The sequence below is a fragment of the Aequorivita sinensis genome, assembly GCF_006346335.1.
GTDB lineage: Bacteria > Bacteroidota > Bacteroidia > Flavobacteriales > Flavobacteriaceae > Aequorivita > Aequorivita sinensis.
In genome coordinates this window covers 70935-90275 of record NZ_VDMC01000008.1, presented here as the reverse complement: position 1 = coordinate 90275, position 19341 = coordinate 70935, and the positions used below count along the sequence as shown (strand labels likewise).

The 19341-nt window shown below is 35.9% G+C and carries 18 protein-coding genes; 7 read left to right on the top strand and 11 right to left on the bottom strand.

Translation table 11 applies throughout. The features are described from left to right. Window positions 1-11 precede the first annotated feature (11 nt). The 4 genes from FHP04_RS09945 to alaS all read right to left on the bottom strand — a co-directional run bounded on the left by FHP04_RS09945 (window position 12) and on the right by alaS (window position 6425). A complete protein-coding gene (locus tag FHP04_RS09945; RefSeq protein ID WP_139855953.1) occupies window positions 12-1880 on the bottom strand; it encodes an outer membrane protein assembly factor BamB family protein in 1869 nt (622 codons plus the stop codon). Between the two features lie 193 nt (window positions 1881-2073). Next, entirely contained in the window at window positions 2074-2598 is a 525-nt protein-coding gene (locus tag FHP04_RS09940) for a hypothetical protein (protein WP_139855952.1), read from the bottom strand. 133 nt (window positions 2599-2731) lie between these two features. Beyond that, window positions 2732-3727, bottom strand: a complete 996-nt coding sequence (locus FHP04_RS09935) for a GSCFA domain-containing protein (RefSeq protein ID WP_139855951.1) — start codon at window positions 3725-3727, stop codon at window positions 2732-2734. 85 nt (window positions 3728-3812) lie between these two features. Further along, window positions 3813-6425, bottom strand: coding sequence for an alanine--tRNA ligase (gene alaS, locus FHP04_RS09930; protein WP_139855950.1), 2613 nt, complete (start codon window positions 6423-6425; stop codon window positions 3813-3815). Between the two features lie 212 nt (window positions 6426-6637). On the opposite strand from alaS, the gene FHP04_RS09925 reads away from it, so the two are divergent. The 5 genes from FHP04_RS09925 (at window position 6638) to FHP04_RS09905 (ending at window position 9989) form a co-directional block, all read left to right on the top strand. Next, window positions 6638-7615, top strand: a complete 978-nt coding sequence (locus tag FHP04_RS09925) for a M23 family metallopeptidase (RefSeq protein ID WP_139855949.1) — start codon at window positions 6638-6640, stop codon at window positions 7613-7615. A 48-nt stretch (window positions 7616-7663) separates the two neighbouring features. After that, window positions 7664-7993, top strand: coding sequence for a MerR family transcriptional regulator (locus FHP04_RS09920; protein ID WP_139855948.1), 330 nt, complete (start codon window positions 7664-7666; stop codon window positions 7991-7993). A gap of 14 nt (window positions 7994-8007) precedes the next feature. After that, entirely contained in the window at window positions 8008-8613 is a 606-nt protein-coding gene (locus FHP04_RS09915; protein ID WP_139855947.1) for a LemA family protein, read from the top strand. A 101-nt stretch (window positions 8614-8714) separates the two neighbouring features. Then, window positions 8715-9176 (top strand): TPM domain-containing protein, encoded by a 462-nt coding sequence (locus tag FHP04_RS09910; protein WP_139855946.1) that lies wholly within the window; start codon window positions 8715-8717, stop codon window positions 9174-9176. A gap of 18 nt (window positions 9177-9194) precedes the next feature. Beyond that, the gene (locus FHP04_RS09905) at window positions 9195-9989 is read left to right on the top strand and encodes a TPM domain-containing protein (RefSeq protein WP_139855945.1); all 795 of its coding nucleotides are present in this window, start codon (window positions 9195-9197) and stop codon (window positions 9987-9989) included. Between the two features lie 67 nt (window positions 9990-10056). Here FHP04_RS09905 and FHP04_RS09900 read toward each other — a convergent pair whose 3' ends face one another. Further along, the gene (locus FHP04_RS09900) at window positions 10057-11016 is read right to left on the bottom strand and encodes a YheT family hydrolase (protein ID WP_139855944.1); all 960 of its coding nucleotides are present in this window, start codon (window positions 11014-11016) and stop codon (window positions 10057-10059) included. Window positions 11017-11361: 345 nt separating this feature from the next. Between FHP04_RS09900 and FHP04_RS09895 the strand changes: the two genes are divergently transcribed. Then, entirely contained in the window at window positions 11362-11706 is a 345-nt protein-coding gene (locus FHP04_RS09895; RefSeq protein WP_139855943.1) for a hypothetical protein, read from the top strand. Window positions 11707-11762: 56 nt separating this feature from the next. On the opposite strand, the gene FHP04_RS09890 is transcribed toward FHP04_RS09895, so the two are convergent. The 6 genes from FHP04_RS09890 to FHP04_RS09865 form a co-directional block, all read right to left on the bottom strand. Next, the gene (locus FHP04_RS09890; protein ID WP_139855942.1) at window positions 11763-12980 is read right to left on the bottom strand and encodes a bifunctional folylpolyglutamate synthase/dihydrofolate synthase; all 1218 of its coding nucleotides are present in this window, start codon (window positions 12978-12980) and stop codon (window positions 11763-11765) included. Between the two features lie 114 nt (window positions 12981-13094). Then, entirely contained in the window at window positions 13095-13913 is an 819-nt protein-coding gene (locus tag FHP04_RS09885) for an energy transducer TonB (protein ID WP_139855941.1), read from the bottom strand. A gap of 95 nt (window positions 13914-14008) precedes the next feature. Continuing rightward, window positions 14009-14401, bottom strand: a complete 393-nt coding sequence (locus FHP04_RS09880) for an ExbD/TolR family protein (RefSeq protein WP_139855940.1) — start codon at window positions 14399-14401, stop codon at window positions 14009-14011. Further along, complete coding sequence (locus tag FHP04_RS09875; RefSeq protein ID WP_139855939.1) at window positions 14401-15120, bottom strand: MotA/TolQ/ExbB proton channel family protein; 720 nt, start codon at window positions 15118-15120, stop codon at window positions 14401-14403. Before FHP04_RS09875 ends, FHP04_RS09880 begins: the two co-directional genes overlap by 1 nt. A 166-nt stretch (window positions 15121-15286) precedes the next feature. Beyond that, the gene (locus tag FHP04_RS09870) at window positions 15287-16513 is read right to left on the bottom strand and encodes a Glu/Leu/Phe/Val dehydrogenase dimerization domain-containing protein (RefSeq protein ID WP_139855938.1); all 1227 of its coding nucleotides are present in this window, start codon (window positions 16511-16513) and stop codon (window positions 15287-15289) included. Window positions 16514-16642: 129 nt separating this feature from the next. Continuing rightward, window positions 16643-17764 carry an anhydro-N-acetylmuramic acid kinase gene (locus tag FHP04_RS09865; protein ID WP_139855937.1) on the bottom strand — a complete coding sequence of 374 codons (1122 nt, stop codon included), beginning with the start codon at window positions 17762-17764 and terminating at the stop codon, window positions 16643-16645. Window positions 17765-18005: 241 nt separating this feature from the next. On the opposite strand from FHP04_RS09865, the gene FHP04_RS09860 reads away from it, so the two are divergent. Further along, window positions 18006-19148 carry an acyl-CoA dehydrogenase gene (locus FHP04_RS09860; protein ID WP_139855936.1) on the top strand — a complete coding sequence of 381 codons (1143 nt, stop codon included), beginning with the start codon at window positions 18006-18008 and terminating at the stop codon, window positions 19146-19148. Window positions 19149-19341 lie beyond the last annotated feature (193 nt).

Here is a 19341-nt window from a genome sequence, read left to right as displayed (position 1 = left end):
TTTGATTCCGTTTACTTTTTAAGATCGTATGCGAAAATTGAATTATTATCTGCTTTATAATACAGCAAACCACCTATTTCATCCACTATATATTCCGGTTGCTTATTCTTTAATACAATTTCTTTTTCTTTAGCACCAGTATCTCTACAAACTTTCACCAAGCCAACACCATCGTCAAGTTTAGTAAGTATAAATTGCTCGTTTCTAGTTGCGGCGGTAGCTTTAAACCGTTTCAACATTTCTGCAACCGAAGCGCCACTTGCAGCAGCCATTCCTCCTGCCAATCTTGCATCGCTTTCAGATTCTTCATCATATCCTGCAAGCTTGTTCTGCATGGACGAATTTGCAGCAGCTACAGCCGTCGTAGCCGTAGCTACGGCTGCAACCCCAGCTAAAACTGCACCCATAGCACTTTTACCAGGTGCGCGATAATATTCGTGCCATTGCTTTTCGCCATCCCAATCTATTAATTGCATATTTTGATCGCTGGTTAATAAAATACCGCCATCACGAATCTCAACGTGTGAAGGATCTTCCTTGCCTTCAAAATTAGTTTCGGCTAAAATGCTAACATCACCAGAGGTTGCATCTACAGCGTACAAAGTTTCATCTGCGCTAATTAAATAGCGGTTGTTCCTTTTGTCGAGAGTTGAACTTACCGCTCCTGCTCTTTTATATTTAAGCGGTTTTTGCCAAACCTGCTCACCATTTTCCAGATTTACAATATTGGCGTCTTCCGAAGTAATATAGATCAATCCCTGTGGGGTATGCGCCATAGTTAAAATATTTTCTCCCGTCTTTAATGGTTTTTTAAAAAGCGTTTGTCCATCAAATGAAATCTTATTGATACCCCCTTGGTAAATTCCGAAGAGAATGCCGTCTTCCATTACATAAAAGTGCTGTACATAGCCTTTAGTTTTGGGTGCTTTATCCCAAAGATCTTCCCCATTTGCAGCACTTAAAAATGCAATATTGGATTCGTTTTTCGTTGCAAATATGCTGTTATTCCCCCCGTCACTTTGATTGCTAACTACTGCTATTCCGTTTGGTAGGATTTCAAAATTTACTACTTGCCCCTTTACCTTATGATCATCCTTCCAAAGTTCTGTTCCGTTTACACCCACCTTATGAATTCGGGTGTTTTTACCCTGATTTACACTTTCGAATGCATAAATTTCGTTCTCAGTAGCATCAGCTACCATCCAATTTATATTCTTCATATCATTTTGCCAAAGAGTTTCACCTGTCTGTGCTTTTTTTGCCAATAATCCTTTAGTTGTTGGAACAATAAGGTAATCTTTCAACAATAAAACAGATCCGCTCGGTTGCATTCCTGCACCCACAGAAACTTTTCCAGGTTCACCGAGATTAAAACGATAATCCTCCTTTCCACTATTTAAATCATAAACAGCCACAGCAGTTGCATATTTTTCATCTGCTCGGCGTTGCCCTGTAACCACTAATTTGTTCTGTGGCATTTTCACTTCACAACTATAAGCAACTTTCCAACCATTACTTTCGGTATTAAAAAGTACTTGTCCAGACATATAATCGATAACAGATTTTTTTGCAGTTAAATTAGCGAACCCACCTTGCGCAACTATAACGTATGGCGCATTTGGCACAAAAGTAAGTTCCTCGGGTTTTACACGTCCGTATTCGGTAAAATTAAACAACAGTTGGTTGCTACCTGGCTTAATCCCCACTAAACCATTATTAGTAGCAACAACCATTGTTCCACCTTGAGTTAATATCATATCATTTATCTTGGCACCTGTATCATATCTAAAATCAGGTTGCTCCGCCCTTTGCGCAATACCAGTGTTTAACGTTAGGAACAAAATGGCATAAAGCATGTAAAATTTTCTTGAGGTCTTCATAATATTTTGGTTATTAGTTTATTATTCAAATATGATCATGTCTGAGGGTAAAATCAATAAGGCAATTGACGTATTCCTAAGTAAGAAATAATTAGAGAGTAGGTTTATCCAGCGCAAGTAGTTTAATAAAAAAACCGAATACAAAACCTGCGTCTTGAAATCGGTTTAATCTGATAATAAGCTTTATAACACCCTAATTTACGGACATTTCAATGTTGAACTCGCCCTCTGTAACAGAAACAGATTGCGATAGATTATCTAAATTGTAGGCTGTGAAACTAAAGGTCCCCTTAGCAATGTTATTTTCAAAACTTGAAACTTTAATTTCGCCATTTGTAGGCTGCCCGTTACCAGTAGTATAAATGACAACCGTATTAGGGTCTGGGTTACTTGGGTCTGGCAAATAACTATACGTACCTATATTGGTAAAATTTAGATCGTAAGTTCCCACCCCATCAAAAGTTGTGATTACCATTTGTAAATTTTCCGAATCGGAAGTTCCTGCACTAATAGCAAAAACCTTAGTTGGACCAGATTGAGTAATCTCTCCGACAACAGTTCCGTTTAAGGAGTTAAAAGAATCTCCATCTACTTTGGCTTTAAAAGTTCCTGTTCCACCCGTTGGGTCTTGCCCCCCATCGTCGTCCTTGCTGCAAGAAGTTAAACTTATTGCTAGCACTGACATTAAGACTAAAAAAATCTTGTTGAATGTTTTCATAATTTTTGGTTTTAATTTCCAATTTGGAAGTTTAATTATTATAAAAACAAAATTGCATCTAAAAGAAACTCATATCAATAAGGCAATTGACGTATAATGAGATTTTGAATTAAGACGCGATATAGTAGAATTTTTAAAAATGGATGTGAGGAAATAGCTCTTTAACTGAAGAAATTTTCTGTTTGAGCTTTTCCAAAAATTGAAGATGCTCCTCACTTTCAGCGTTGAAAGGTTTGTGTAGTAGTCCACTTTGTATCACTGCTATTTCCCTTTGCAAGGATTGTGTTTCTGAAGAAATCCAAACTTTTGAAAACTTCTGCCAAATAATTTCAATGGCGGTTTTATTAGGGTGAAGCATATCTTCCGCATAAAACCTATAGTCACGGAGTTCATCCATCATAATTTCGAAAGATGGAAAGTAGAAGCTTCTCGACTCCGTTCGAGGTGACAAGGATTGGTGGATTGCGGAAATTAAATGTGCTTTGCTAATCGTGTTTTCAACAAAACCATCTTTTACATGCCTTACTGGAGAAACAGTAAACAACACGATGGTCTTGGGATTTACTTCCGAGATCTTATTTAGTATATTTTGAATACTTCCTGTTGTCTCTTCAACTGAAAGAAGTTCTTTTTTAAAATTTTTCTGTGGAAGTTTATGGCAGTTGGCTACAATTTCATGTTTAGCAACCGCATCTGAATCTGGGTTAATATTGGAGGACCAATCTCCCACATACTTATAAACCCAAGACGTACCTAAAGTGATAATAATATGGGTTGAATTTAAAACCGCGCTTCTTAAGTTCTGAAGCGCTGCATTAAGACTCTTCAAATACTCATCTTTACTTAGTGAATTCAATTCTGAATGCGCTTCAAAACATTTCCAAATGCCATTGTGGTGAAAAATATCTTCTTCTGAAAAAAGATTGTTTTCAATGGCACGCCTCACCAATTTCTCAAGTGAAACAACATTGAATATTATTCCAAATGGATTTTGAATATTTTGAAATTTAAAATAGTCGAACTTCGCCCCAATGTTTTCCGAAAAACAACTTCCTAACAGAAGAATTTTTGAAGAATAATCTATCTGATTTTCTTCAGGCGATAAGGGGATTTCGGTTTGAAGTTTCATGATATTTTAAAAACTTCTCCGCATACCTTGCGCCTTTGCAGTATAAAATTTACTGCAGAGACGCAGAGCACACAAAGTGATTATATTAATTCAGATAATCTATAGCTTTTTCTAAAGCCTCATCAATTCCGGCTGGATTTTTACCCCCTGCAGTTGCAAAGAATGCTTGACCACCCCCACCTCCTTGGATAAATTTTCCAAGCTCGCGCACAATCTTACCAGCATTCAAATCTTTTTCTGCAGCTAGTTCCTTTGAAATATAACAAGCTAGCAAGGCTTTACCGTCATTTTCTGCACCAAATACTAAAAATAAATTTTCAGACTCTCCGCCCATTTCAAAAGCCAAATCTTTCATTCCGCCTGCATCCAAATCTATCTTTTTCGCAAGGAAGTTGATGCCGTTTACTTCTTTTATTTCAGATTTTAAATCGCCTTTTAAATTCTTTGCCTTGTCTTTCAACAACTGCTGAATCTGTTTTTGCAGATTGCTGTTTTCTTCTTGTAAGTTTTCTACAGCCTTCACCGGATCTTTAGCGTTGTTCAGCGCTTTTTGAACTGATGCGAACGATTCACTTCTATCAATAAAATATTGTTTTGCAGCATCGCCAGTAATAGCTTCTATCCTTCTAATTCCAGATGCAACAGCCCCTTCTGAAGTAATAATAAAATGCCAAATATCGTTGGTGTTGCCAACGTGAGTTCCTCCACAAAGCTCCATCGATTTTCCAAACTTAATTGCGCGAACAGCATCGCCGTATTTCTCTCCAAAAAGTGCGATTGCACCTTCGTCTATAGCTTGTTGGTAAGGAATATTTCTTCTTTCTTCTAAAGCAATTCCTTCGCGAATTCTAGCATTCACAAAGTCTTCTACTTGCTTTAACTCTTCATCTGTCACCTTTGCGAAATGTGAGAAGTCAAATCGCAAGTTTCGGCTGTGAACCATACTCCCTTTTTGAGCGATATGGTCGCCTAATATATTTCTTAAGCCTTGATGAAGTAAGTGTGTTGCTGTGTGGTTGGAAGCAGTTCTAAAGCGTTGTTTCTCATCCACAACAGCCAAAAATGGATCTTCTATGGTACGCGGTAGTGTTTTTGAGAAATGTATAATTAAATTGTTCTCCTTTTTCGTATCAACAATATAAGTTACACCACCATCTGCAGCTTCTAAATATCCTTTATCACCCACTTGACCTCCACCTTCAGGATAAAATGGTGTTAGGTTGAAAACAAGCTGATACATTTCACCATCTTTCTTGCTTTCTACTTTGCGATATTTCGTAATTCTAACTCGAGTTTTTAAAGTATCGTAGCCTACAAATTCTTCAACTTCATCTTCTTCTAAAACAATCCAATCGCCAGTTTCAACTTTAGTTGCAGCACGAGAACGATCTTTTTGTTGTTGAAGCTCAGCATTAAATTCTTCTTCATTTAAAGAATATCCTCTTTCACGTAAAATAAGCGCGGTTAAATCTATCGGGAATCCGAAAGTATCATAAAGTTCGAAAGCCTTTTTACCAGAAATCTCCTTAGAATCTGCCGATTCAATTATATTTTCAAGTAAAACTAGTCCTTGGTCTAATGTTCTTAAAAACGATTGTTCTTCCTCGCGGATAACATTTGTCATTAAGTTCTTTTCAGAAACAAGTTCTGGGAAAGCTTCTCCCATTTGGTCTGTTAGTGTTGCCACCAACTTATAAATAAACGGTTCTTTTTTATCTAGGAAGGTAAAACCATAACGGATTGCTCTTCTTAAAATTCTTCGTATTACATAACCAGCTCCAGTATTACTTGGCAACTGCCCATCTGCAATAGAAAATGCAACTGCGCGAACGTGGTCTGCAATTACGCGAATTGCGATATCTTTTTTCTCGTCCTTTCCGTACTTAGTTTCAGTTATAGCTTCAATTTCACGAATAAGCGGAGTAAATACATCTGTGTCGTAATTACTAGTTTTATTTTGCAAAACCGTACATAAACGCTCGAAGCCCATTCCCGTGTCAACGTGTTGCGCAGCTAATTTTTCAAGACTTCCGTTTGCTTTTCTATTGAATTGCATAAAAACCAAGTTCCAAACCTCAACAACTTGTGGGTGGTCTTGGTTTACTAAGTCTTTTCCTGAAATTTTTGCTTTTTCTTCGGCAGATCGAATATCTACGTGAATCTCACTACAAGGTCCGCAAGGTCCTTGATCTCCCATTTCCCAGAAGTTATCCTTTTTGTTTCCATTTAGAATTCGATCTTCAGGAACAAACTGTTTCCAAAGATTATAAGCTTCAGTATCGCGCTCTAAGCCTTCGCTTTCGTCACCTTCAAAAATCGTTACGTAAAGAATGTCTTTGTCTATTTTATAGACTTCGGTTAAAAGTTCCCAAGCCCATTCGATTGCTTCTTTTTTAAAGTAATCTCCAAAACTCCAATTCCCCAACATCTCGAACATAGTATGGTGGTAAGTATCCATCCCCACTTCTTCAAGATCGTTGTGTTTTCCACTTACGCGAAGACATTTTTGTGTATCGGAAATACGGTTACTCTTTGGCTTACCATTGCCTAAAAAATATTCTTTAAACGGGGCCATCCCACTATTAATGAACATTAACGTTGGATCGTTTTTCACAACCATTGGTGCCGATGGAACTACAAGGTGTTCTTTCGACTTGAAAAACTCTAAAAATTTGGAACGTATTTCCTTTGACTTCATGTTTTGTTTTTATTTAATTCTGAAGGTCTTGTCTCATCTTTGGCCTAAACTTTTTAATTATCTTAAGATTTCAGATAAGATGTTTCAATTTATTATAAAATTATGCTAAAATTATTGGTTAGGCGCACTAGCAAACAATTTCTATATTTGTAAAAACGTTACCTTTACTTCGCGCTGACAATCAACGCGCAAAAATAGCAATTTTTTAACGCATGTCTAAGGTTAAATATTATTACGATAGCGAAACACTTTCGTATAAAAAAATAGAGAAGAAAAAAGGGAGAAAAATAAAAATCTTCGCTTTAAGTATTCTAGGGATGTTCTTGAGTGGTTTTATACTTCTCATCATTTACCTAAACCTTCCCTCGGTTCAAACTCCCAAAGAGTTGTCCTTACAGCGCGAGCTTCATAATATGCAATTGCAGTTCGAGCTTTTAAACAGAAAAATGGAGCAAGCACAAGCTGTTTTATCTGAGGTTGAAGAAAGAGACAACAATTTGTACCGTATATATTTTGAAGCAAACCCTATCCCAGAGGAACAGCGTAAAGCAGGTTTTGGAGGGATAAACCGATATAAAGATTTAGAAGGTTTTGATAATTCTAAGCTAATCATAAACTCTTCACGCAATTTAGATATCTTGACAAAACAAATCGTCATCCAATCTAAATCCTTAGATGAAATAGCTAAATTGGCTGAAGAAAAAGAAAAGTTATTAGAGGCAATTCCAGCAATTCAGCCGGTAAAAAACAAAGATTTAACTAGGATGGCTTCTGGATATGGCTATAGAACAGACCCATTTACAAAAGCACGTAAATTTCATTATGGTATGGATTTCACCGCACCAAGGGGAACTCCAATTTACGCAACAGGAAATGGAAGAATAGCACGCGCCGATAACACGGCAAGTGGCTACGGAAACCATATAGTAATAGACCACGGTTATGGATATGAAAGCCTATATGCGCACTTATACAAATACAATGTGAAAGTTGGGCAAAAAGTGCAGCGTGGTGATATTATCGGATTTGTAGGAAGTACTGGTAGAAGTCAGGCGCCACACTGCCATTATGAAGTGTTTAAAGACGGTGAACGCATTAACCCAATAAACTTTTATTATGGAAGTTTAACTGCGGAAGAATTTGCTGACATTTTGAGAAAATCACAAGAAGAAAACCAGTCTCTCGATTAATCTAACCCATTATACAACTTAAAACATTATTAACTCTTAAATTAAATAATGCACATAGACCTCCCAGAAAAAATGTATTACGGCATTGGCGAAGTTGCCAAAGCTTTTGATGTGAACACATCGTTAATACGGTTTTGGGAAAAGGAATTTGACGTTTTAAAACCGAAAAAAAACGCTAAAGGAAACAGAAAGTTCACACAAGAAGACATTAAGAATCTTGAACTTATCTATCATTTGGTTAAAGAGCGCGGATTTACTTTGGAGGGTGCAAAAATTCATTTAAAAGAAAATAAAAAGAAAACACTAGATCAATTTGAAATTATTCGCAAATTGGAATCGGTAAAAGCAGAACTAATTAAAATTAAAGAACAACTCTAAAAATCAACCTCATTATGAAAAAATGGTTACCAATAATTATAATCCTTGGTGGAATTCTATTGATTGGATTATACTTAGCAAAAGTAAATAACAAACTAGTAGTATTAGACGAAAAAGCTACTGCACAATGGTCTAACGTAGAGAGCTCATACCAACGAAGAGCAGACCTTATTCCTAACATCGTAAACACCGCTAAAGGATACGCCGAATTTGAGCAGGAAACTTTGATTAAAGTAACAGAAGCAAGAAGTAAAGCAACTTCTATAAACATCGACCCTTCTAACGTTACACCTGAGCAATTAGCACAGTTCCAACAAGCTCAACAAGGGCTTACTTCTGCTCTATCGCGTTTATTAGCCGTTTTTGAACGCTATCCAGACTTAAAGGCAAACGAAAACTTTAAGGAATTAATCAACGAGTTGGAACGTACAGAAAACAGAATTAACGTGGAGCGTAATAGATTTAACGAAGAGGCTAGATTGTTCAATACAGAGGTAAAACAGTTTCCAACAAAATTCTTTGCTGGCATCTTAGGTTTCAATGAAAAAGCCTACTTTAAAGCAGACGATGGAACCGAAAGCGCTCCTGAGGTGAATTTTGACTTCGGATCGGACAAATAAAAATCTTTTTTCTGAAATTACTTCGGCTTGGTTCAGCAGTTTAGATTGCTATTAATCACTATTTGCCGAAAATATTTCAGATAATTTAAACTAAGCAAAATATGTCTAGAGTAGAAGACTTTCTTACTTCAGAAGAAGAATCTGCAATTGTTGAAGCTATTCGCATAGCAGAAAAGAATACATCAGGTGAAATTAGGGTTCACCTTGAATCAAAATCGATATCTTCTGAAGAACCCCTTGAACACATTGATGCTTTTGATAGAGCTACTGAAGTGTTTGAAATGCTTAATATGCACAACACTAAAGAAAGTAATGGAGTGTTAATTTACGTAGCTGTAGAAGACCGCACATTAGTAATTATGGGCGACAAAGGCATCAATGACGTTGTTGGTCAAAACTTTTGGGAAGGCACTAAAGACGTAATCATTAATCACTTTAAAAATGGTGATATGAAACAAGGTTTAGTAGATGGAATTTTAAAAGCTGGACAACAGCTGAAAAAACATTTCCCTTATAAAAAAGATGATAAAAACGAACTTCCAGACGACATCTCTGTAGGATAGTTTGTAAAAAAAATATTAATGATTAGAATTCAGAAATATTCCACAATTCTCGTATTTTTCATTGCTTGGCTTATCTCTGGAAATGTATTGGCGCAATACGAAATTCCGCCTAAGCCTGCAGTTGAAACTTCGGTTTACGATTATATAAATCTTCTAACGCCATCCCAAAAATCGGCGTTAGAAAGTAAGTTAATTCGTTATGCTGACTCAACTTCTACCCAGATTGTTTGTATTATTATTGGTTCTACTAATGGTGAGGATATTTCCATGCTTGGTGCCGAATGGGGACAAAAATGGGGTATCGGTCAGAAGGGTGAGGATAATGGAATTTTAATAACGCTAGCCAAAGACGATCGAAGAGTAGATATTAATACCGGGTATGGAATAGAATATCGTGTAACCGATTTAATGGCTGAGCGAATCATTAATCGAATTATCATCCCAAATTTTAAAGCTGGCGACTACTACGCTGGTCTTGATCAAGGTAGTGATGCCATTTTTGCAGCTTTAAAAGGTGAGTTTAAAGAAGACCGTGATTTTGGAAAAAAGGATGCTGCTCCTATTCCATTTTTTCTAATCTTCCTATTTATCATCATTATAATCGCCCTAATGAATAAAGGTGGTCGTGGAGGTCGTGGTGGCGGACGTGGAACCCTATTAGATATTATCGTGCTAAGTAGTCTTGGCCGTGGAGGTTTTGGAGGTGGCGGTGGTAGCTTTGGAGGCGGCGGAAGTTTCGGTGGCGGAGGCGGCTTTGGCGGCGGCTTCGGTGGCGGTGGCTTTGGCGGTGGTGGTGCTAGCGGTGGTTGGTAATCTCAAAAATTCATTCACCAAAATTAAGATCAGAAATTTCTATCTAAATCCAATCGTACCGATCTTATCATGTATTGTTCTTAAAGAACTCAAAAGCGCGAACTACAGAATAGGGATGCTTTGAAATTTTTAAAGGGAAAGCACAATGCCCTCCGTGATGAGGAGTTTCTAGATATAGATATTTATGCTGCTCAGCCATAGCAATAGGATGATCTTCCTTGCCTAAAATAGGATCGTCCCAAGCGTTTATAACTAACACTGGTATATTTATGCCATCAGTAGAATATGCAGGAGAAGCTTTTTTATAATAGTCGCCAAGATCTGTATATCCACCGTGTACAGGAACGATAAACCTATCGATTACATCTTCAAAACTTTTAATGTTTTTAGATATTTCTTTTGAAATCAAACTTGGAAATTGAACGGATTTCTGCTGAATTTTTCCTCTTATCTTTCGAATAAAACGGCTTAAATAAATTTTGCTTATTCCTCCCTGAATTTTCTCAGCACTAGATTTTAATTGAAAAGGTGCAGAAATAGCCACGGCAGCTTTTATTTTCTCAGAAACTTCCTTTCTACCCAGATAATTCAGTATCTGATCGCCTCCTAATGAAAAGCCCACTAGAAAAACTTCTTCAATATTCTGTGCTAAAACGTAATTTATAACTGCTTCCAAATCTCCTATAGACCCATGATGGTATAAGTTGGGAAGTAAATTCATTTCTCCTCCACAACTGCGATTATTCCAAGCAAAGACTGAGTATCCTTTTTCTATAAAAAAGTTAGCACAGGCGTTATTGTAGTTTTTCTTTGAATCGCCTTCTAACCCGTGACACAGTATAATTGCTTTTTTAGATGTTTGCATTACATAATCTAAAAGTAGAAAATCGCCATCTGTCAAGAACAATCGTTTTCGCTGATATTCTGGCGATTCCAATTTTCTAATGATTCCAGAATAAATAGTAGATATATGCCCATTTTGGAAAATGAAGTCCGTTTCATAAGAAGAATTACTTATATAAGGCATAACAACAATCTCTTATTAGTTAATACTTGCTTTCCTTAAAGATAAGCGTTATTTATATTTATATATGGCGTGGGAGTAAAGAATATTGCACCTATCACTATCAGCCTTATCTGTCAACTACTGAGTATATTAAATATTGAGATTAGGTCCTAAAGAAAAACACTTTTAAAGCTTATAGAAACTTAGAGATTTCACCGCATTTCTAAGTATTATAAGTTGGCTTATTTAGCATGAAACACTTTATGTAAAGAAAAATAAAAAGTATTAGTTAATTTTGGCGTAATAATTGTTCTATTATAAACAGAATATACTATTTTAGTAACTTTAAAATTAAAAATAAAAAAGATGAAAAATTTATTTACAATAATTGCGTTTGCAGCTACTATGCTTTTTGGTATTCAAAACATATCAGCACAGTCTTTATCTGTTGACAAAAACAGACCTGAAGTAATTGCAAAAGCAGAAACTGCTGAATTAACTGAAACTTTAAACCTAAACGGGGAACAAAGTAGAACGATTTTCAGAGCTCTTGTTGCTAAAGAAATAAACTACCAAAAGCATATTGAGGGTAAAGATGCAACAGACGCAAATGTAATCGCAAATAAGAAAAAATTTGACTCTTCATTAGATGATATTATGAAGAAAACCTTAACCGAGGAGCAATACGCTAAATGGAACAAAAACAAATAATTAGTGATTATAATTATAGTTGCAAAACCCTTTCTCTTTAAGATGAAAGGGTTTTTTTATACCACTTCCGCAACTACAAAAGTACTTCCTCCTATAAAAATCAAATCGTCTTTTAAAGCTGCAGTTTTCGCTGCTTCAAAAGCGCTATTCACAGAAAAATAGTCATCGCCTTTTAGTCCAAAACCTCTTGCTTGTGATAAAAGTAATGAGGCATCTAAACCACGTGGAATATTTGGTTTGCAGAAATAGTAAGTAGCATTTACAGGAAATAGTGGAAGCACAGATTCCAAATCTTTATCGTTAACCACTCCCAAAACTATATGAAGATTTTGATAATCTTCGTTTTGCAATTGTTTAAGAACTAGTTTTAAACCTTCCTTGTTGTGACCTGTATCACAAATTACTTTTGGGCTTTTATTCAAAATTTGCCAGCGCCCCATTAGGCCAGTATTTTTGACGGTATTTAAAAGTCCGTTTTGAATATTTTCTTCAGAAATCTCCCAACCTCTGTTTTGTAGAATCTTCAATGCACTTAAAACAGTTTTAATGTTTTTCTGCTGATAAATTCCCTTTAAATCTGAAAAATAGTTAGACGAGTCTATTGCCTCGGCAAATTCTATTGCAGAATTTTTCTCTACAGCAATTCTTCTAAAAACATTTTCAGTTTCTGAAACAGCCTCACCAATTACTACTGGAATATTTTCTTTAATAATTCCTGCCTTTTCAAAAGCGACTTTTTCTAGAGTATCCCCTAAGAACTTTGTATGGTCTAAACCAATATTTGTAATCACAGAAACCTCTGGAGAAATAATGTTTGTACTATCTAGCCTACCTCCCATTCCTACTTCAATAATAGCTATATCGACCTCCTCCTCTCTAAAATAGTCAAAAGCCAAACCTACCGTCATTTCAAAGAATGACAGTTGATTGCTTTCGAAATACGGTTTATGCCTTTGTACAAATCCTGAAACATATTCTTCAGGTATCATATTACCGTTAATCTTAATTCGCTCTCTAAAATCCTTTAAGTGAGGCGAAGTATATAATCCCGTTTTATAACCAGCCTCCTGAAATACAGAAGCAATCATATGACTTGTACTGCCTTTTCCATTCGTTCCAGCCACATGTACGCTCTTAAAGCTCTTTTCTGGATTGTTTAAATAATTGGCAAGGGTAATTGTGGCAGACAAATCTGCTTTATAGGCAGACTGCCCTACTCTTTGATACATTGGCAATTGGTTAAAAAGCCATGCTATGGTTTCAGAATAATTGATAAGACAGAGATTTAAAAATGAATAAAAAAATTAAGCCTTTATAAATGCATTTTTATTGCACTAATAAAGGCTTAAAGATAACTATAAATGAAGTTTTTTTAGAATCTAAATGATCTATTCAGACAGACTAAATCTGTAAATGATTTTCCCTACTTGTTTTGCAGGTGCTTTATCGTCTGCATTAAATTTTGTTGCTAGTGCAGCACGTCTAGCAGGCTCTATAAGACAGCGAGAGTTGTTGGTTGTTCCACGTACTCCAGGAGTAGCGTTTATTACTTTTCCACTTCTATCCACCTCTATACTAACTACTACCGTTCCAGCCTCGTTACAGTCTTGTACAAACTTTTCTTTGTTAAGTGCTTTTCTTCCTCCTAACATATAATTTCCATCCCCATCTAGGCCTTTCCCTGTTCCGTAATAAGAGCTTGCATTAGGATCACCATCTGGGCTTCCTTTATCTCCAGGCTTTCCATCGTTCCCTTCGCCACCTTGTGCAGTGCCATCACTTTTAGGTCCATTTAAGATGCTTGATAGTGCATCAGTAGTTGACTTGTCTGGTTTTGGATCTGGTTTTTTTACCTCTTTTTTAGGTTCTTCTTTTACTGGAGTCTGGGTTTGTTCTTTCTTCGGCTTCTCCTTTTTAATAATTGGAGCGTCTTCCGTATCTTGCGTAACTACCTCTTCTCGTATTTCAGTTTTAGGCTGAGAAACGGGTTCGGGAGTAGTGTTTTTAGGTGCAGACTGAATTCTATCTACAGGCTGTACTTCCCCACTTCCAGTTTCAGTTGTTCCAAAATTAATTGCAATTCCTTGCTCTAGTGGTGGGTCGAGATACTTCATACCCACATAAAACAATAGAATTAAAATAATCACATGCACGATTACCGTGATGATCATACTTTTACGTTTATGTTCTGTATCTAAAAGTTTCATGCTTCGATTTCGCTTAGTAACCGAGATTAGGGTTTGTAGTAAAAATTATTTTAATAGTAAGCAGACCGCTTACTTCAATAGGACAATGTTCACTTTTAATTAGGTCTTACAGCAAGGACTACCTTAAACTTATTTCTATTTGCAATATCCATTACAAATACAGCGTCTTCAATAGGCACCCCTTCTTCGGCTCGCAAGATAATTGTTGGTTCATCTTGACCTGCAAGAACTTTTTTTAGTTCATTTTCAATACTATACTCGCTTACACGCTCCTTATCTACATAATAGGCTCCATCTTTTGTAATACTTACGGAAGCTTTTTGCACATTAGAAGTTTTTCCTTTTGCCTTAGGTAAAATTAAATCTAAAGCATCTGGTGTAATAGCAGGCGAAGTAAGCAAGAAAAAAACTAATAACAGAAATACTATATCTGTCATTGAGCTCATGCTAAATTCGGCACTAACTTTATTTCTTCCTCTTAAATTCATTATACAGGTTCGTTTAACATGTCTAGAAAATCTACTGCAGTGGCTTCCATTTGGTGAACCACTTTATCTGTACGCACTACTAAATGGTTGTAACCCATATAGGCAATAATACCTACTATTAATCCTGCTACTGTAGTTGTCATCGCTGTATAAATACCTTCAGCCAAAGCTCCCATTTCTGCTTGACCACTACTTGTTGCAAGTTGGTGGAAAGCTAAAACCATACCAATTACAGTTCCTAAGAAACCAATCATAGGTGCAGCACCAGCAATAGTTGCTAAAACACTTACGTTTTTCTCTAATTTGTAAACTTCTAAACGTCCAGCATTTTCAATTGCCGTGTTTATGTCTTCCAAAGGACTACCAATTCTAGAAATTCCTTTTTCAGTTAGGTGTGAAACTGGTGTATTGTTTTGAGCACACAAAACTTTTGCAGCTTGAATATTACCCGAGCTAACATTATCTTTAATCTGATTCATAAAGTTGTTATCCATTTTAGACGCCGCTTTGATTGCAAAAAGACGTTCAAAATAAATGTAAACTGCCACAAAGAGAAGGATAAACAGTACACCTATAATTATTTGCCCTGCAACGCCTCCGTTTAACAACAGATCCATTATTGATAAAGTTTTCTCTTGAGCTTCGACTGGTATGCCTTCAGCGATGGAATCGGTATCTTGTGCTATATCAGCACCCTCTTGAATAAAGAAGTTTAACATAAATAAAGTTTTGTTTTAGTGAATAACGGAAATTAATTATAGAAATTGTTATAAGTTATGAAATATAATTTTTCAAAATAAGAAGAAGTTTAATGCAAAAAAATACAGCCCAATTGCACCAATTAATTTCAAAACAGAAAACTTCTTCCTATCTCTACTTAGTAAATTATAATAACTCTTTTAAAGCAATTTCGAAAGCTGTTTTACTAATATTCGTCTTTGAGTTATTTTTGTCGAATGTATTCTGAATTGCTTTTTTAATAGTATTTGAAATATCATTAAATATAGCTTCATCAGTCATTTCAACTTTGCCTTCCATAAAATATGCGAATGCACGTGCCATTCCACAGTTACTAATAAAATCTGGAATTAAACTGATACGCTCATCTGTGTATTCCATAATTGAACCAAAGAAAATTTCTTTATCAGCAAAAGGAACGTTTGCTCCACAGCTAATTACCTCAAGACCAGTATCAATCATTTGAGAAATTTGCTCTTTAGTAATTAACCTTGAAGCAGCACAAGGCGCGAAAATTTCGGCCTCGAGATTCCAAATTTTTTCATCTATTTCATCAAAAGAAAGCATATTATCTGCTACTAAGGCGTTTCCATTTTTATTAAGGAAAAGCTGCCTTACCTCTTCTAGAGAATAACCATCCTTATTGATGATTCCACCATCGCGGTCGATAATACCCACAATTTTGGCACCCATTTGCGCAAGGTAATACGCTGCAGCAGAACCTACATTTCCAAAACCTTGAACTATTGCACGTTTTCCTTTTACCTCACCACCATAAATTCCGTAGTAGTGCTTAATAGCTTCAGCAACGCCAAAACCAGTAACCATATCGGCTACTTTATAATCTCTTGATACATCTGGGCAATACTCCAAACTTTCCAATGTTTTGCTTACACCATTTCTCAACTGACCAATTCGGTTAATTTTTTCGGCTTCTGAAGGTGCAAAATGCCCATTAAACACCCCTTCCTGTGGATGCCATAAACCGCTTTGTTCAGTAAATGGTATTACTTCAGTTTTCTGATCTACATTCATATCACCACCAGTACCATAGTATCCTTTCAATAACGGAGAAACAGCTTTAAACCATCTTTCTAAAACTCCTTTTTTACGAGGATCGGCAGGATCAAAATTAATTCCAGATTTGGCACCTCCAATTGCAGGTCCCGAAACTGAAAATTTTACTTCCATAGTTTTAGCAAGAGAAAGTACTTCATTCATATCAAGTCCTTTTCTCATTCTAGTTCCACCACCAGCAGCTCCACCTCGCAATGAGTTGATTACCGTCCAACCTTCGGCTTCTGTTTCAGGGTCTTTCCAATGGAATACAATTTCAGGATCTTTTTCTTCGTACTTTTTAAGCAGTTCTTTCATTATTATATTTAGCATTAAAATTCTCCTTTGCGATTGCTTAGGAGAGTATTGACTATTTATTCATTTATACCATTTCGGCAAAAGCAAATATAAAACTTGTAAGAGTTTATAAGTGGATTTTAAGAAAAATTATGGAAGATAGATTTTTCCAGAAGAATGGTCCTTTGAAGCCCCGGTAACACTAGCTAAACAATTAACTTCGCCACGTAACTTCAAGACTCCCAAAAGCCCAAATATCAACGCTTCTTTATATTCAACAATTTCCGAAGTGGGAATTATAACATTAACAGTTGAAATCTGCTTTAATCTTTTAATCAAAAATGAATTATAAGCTCCGCCACCCGTAATTAATACTGAAGCATTGACATTGAATTGAGCCTTGAGTTGAACAGCAATATGTTCGGTAAAAGTTCGTAAAACATCCTTGGTTGAAATGTTAAACGAATCTATTAAAGGAAAGATACTTTCTTTCACCCACTCAAGTCCTAAAGATTTTGGAGGCTTTTCATAATAAAATGATAACGAATTTAACTGCTGAAGCAAAGTTTGATTTACCTCACCTGCTTCAGCAATTTTTCCTCCTTCGTCATACGCTTTACCAAGCTTTTCTGCATATTTATTTAATACGATATTCGCTGGACAAATATCAAAAGCAATTCTTTTATTACCTTCTTCATAAGAACAGTTAGCAAAACCTCCAAGATTTAAGCAATAGTCATAAGCTGAAAACAATAACCTATCGCCTATAGGAACCAAAGGTGCGCCTTGTCCGCCAAGGTTTACATCCTCCACTCGGAAATCGCAAACCACCGTCAATCCAAGTAATTTTGAAATATGAGGTAAATTTCCAATTTGTAATGTTATCCCTTTATCGGGTTGATGTAAGATCGTATGCCCGTGACTACACACCGCATCAATATCTTGAATATCGTGTTTTTCAATAAACTTTGTAATTTCTTCAGCAAGCTTTTCGGTGTACCTTAGGTTTAAAACCTCAAGTTTATCTTCAGAATAGTTTATTGCTTCTTGTAAATCGTTTTTCCAACCTATAGAATACGGTACTGTTTCAGCTGCACGAATATGGAAATTCCAGGAGTTGCCTTCAACATCACCCTGAGATTGATCTAAAATCTGAAGCGAAGTAGGAATATCTTTATTTATTGAGACATTTAATTCTAATTCCACCAAATCTATCCCATCCAAGGATGTGCCGCTCATTACACCAATAATACGATAAGTTTCTTTTGTCAAAATTTGAAGAATATTTTAAATTTAAATATACCAATGATGATACTAAAAATTTCATATTAAGAGAACCAAATTCTAAATAAAATTCAGATAAGATAAATATCGACAGAATTTTGCTCTAATCTATTGAAAAGTAGCGTTTGATGTTTCTTTATAAATTAGGAATTGTCTTTTTGGAATTTACATTTTATAAGTATCTTTGCCCTTTCTTATAAAAACACAATTTTCACTTATAATAAGCCCTATGGATTTCAGTCTATCCGAAGAACATTTAATGATTCGCGACGCAGCTCGTGATTTTGCACGCACCGAACTTTTACCAGGTGTAATAGAACGTGATAACCAACAAAAATTCCCTGCTGAGCAAGTTAAAAAAATGGGCGAACTCGGTTTCTTAGGAATGATGGTAGATCCAAAATACGGTGGAGGCGGAATGGATACTGTTTCATACGTTCTTGTTATGGAAGAGTTGAGCAAAATTGATGCTTCTTGCTCTGTAATTGTTTCAGTAAATAACTCATTAGTTTGTTATGGTCTTGAAAAATTTGGAACTGAAGAGCAAAAACAAAAATACTTAACCAAGCTAGCTACTGGTGAAAAACTTGGCGCTTTCTGTTTAAGCGAACCAGAAGCAGGTAGCGATGCTACATCTCAGCGTACTACAGCAATAGATAAAGGTGACCACTACGTATTAAACGGAACAAAAAACTGGATTACCAATGGTGGGTCTGCAGATTTCTATTTAGTAATCGCTCAAACTGATAAAGAGAAAAAACACAAAGGAATCAATGCTTTCATAGTTGAAAAAGGCTGGGAAGGTTTTGAAGTTGGTCCTAAAGAAGATAAATTAGGAATTAGAGGTAGTGATACTCACTCTTTAATTTTTAACGATGTAAAAGTGCCAAAGGAAAATAGAATTGGCGAAGATGGTTTCGGTTTTAAATTTGCCATGAAAACACTTTCTGGAGGTCGTATTGGTATCGCTTCTCAGGCCTTAGGAATTGCATCTGGTGCTTACGATTTAGCTCGTGAGTATTCTAAAGTACGTAAAGCTTTTGGTACAGAAATTTGTAACCATCAAGCTATCGCATTTAAATTAGCTGATATGCACACTAGCATTGAAGCTGCTCGCCATTTAGTAATGAAAGCTGCTTGGGATAAAGATCAAGGAAACAACTACGATATGAGCGGTGCAATGGCTAAACTTTACGCTAGTCAAGTTGCAATGGACGTTACTGTTGAGGCAGTTCAAGTTCACGGTGGAAACGGTTACGTAAAAGAATACCACGTAGAGCGTTTAATGCGTGATGCAAAAATTACACAGATATACGAAGGTACTTCAGAAATACAGAAAATTGTTATTTCTAGAGGATTGTTACAAGACTAGATTGAAACATCTATTTTAAGCAAAATACTTTCTTAGATATTATAAAACCCTTGAAAATTCAAGGGTTTTTTTATGTCTTAATGTTTTATAAATTACAATGTGATAGACAGCTTGGGTAATTACAAAGCAATATCCCAACACTCAAATTATATCGAAAACCAATCAAAGTTTATATTTCACTAGTCGCTTGATT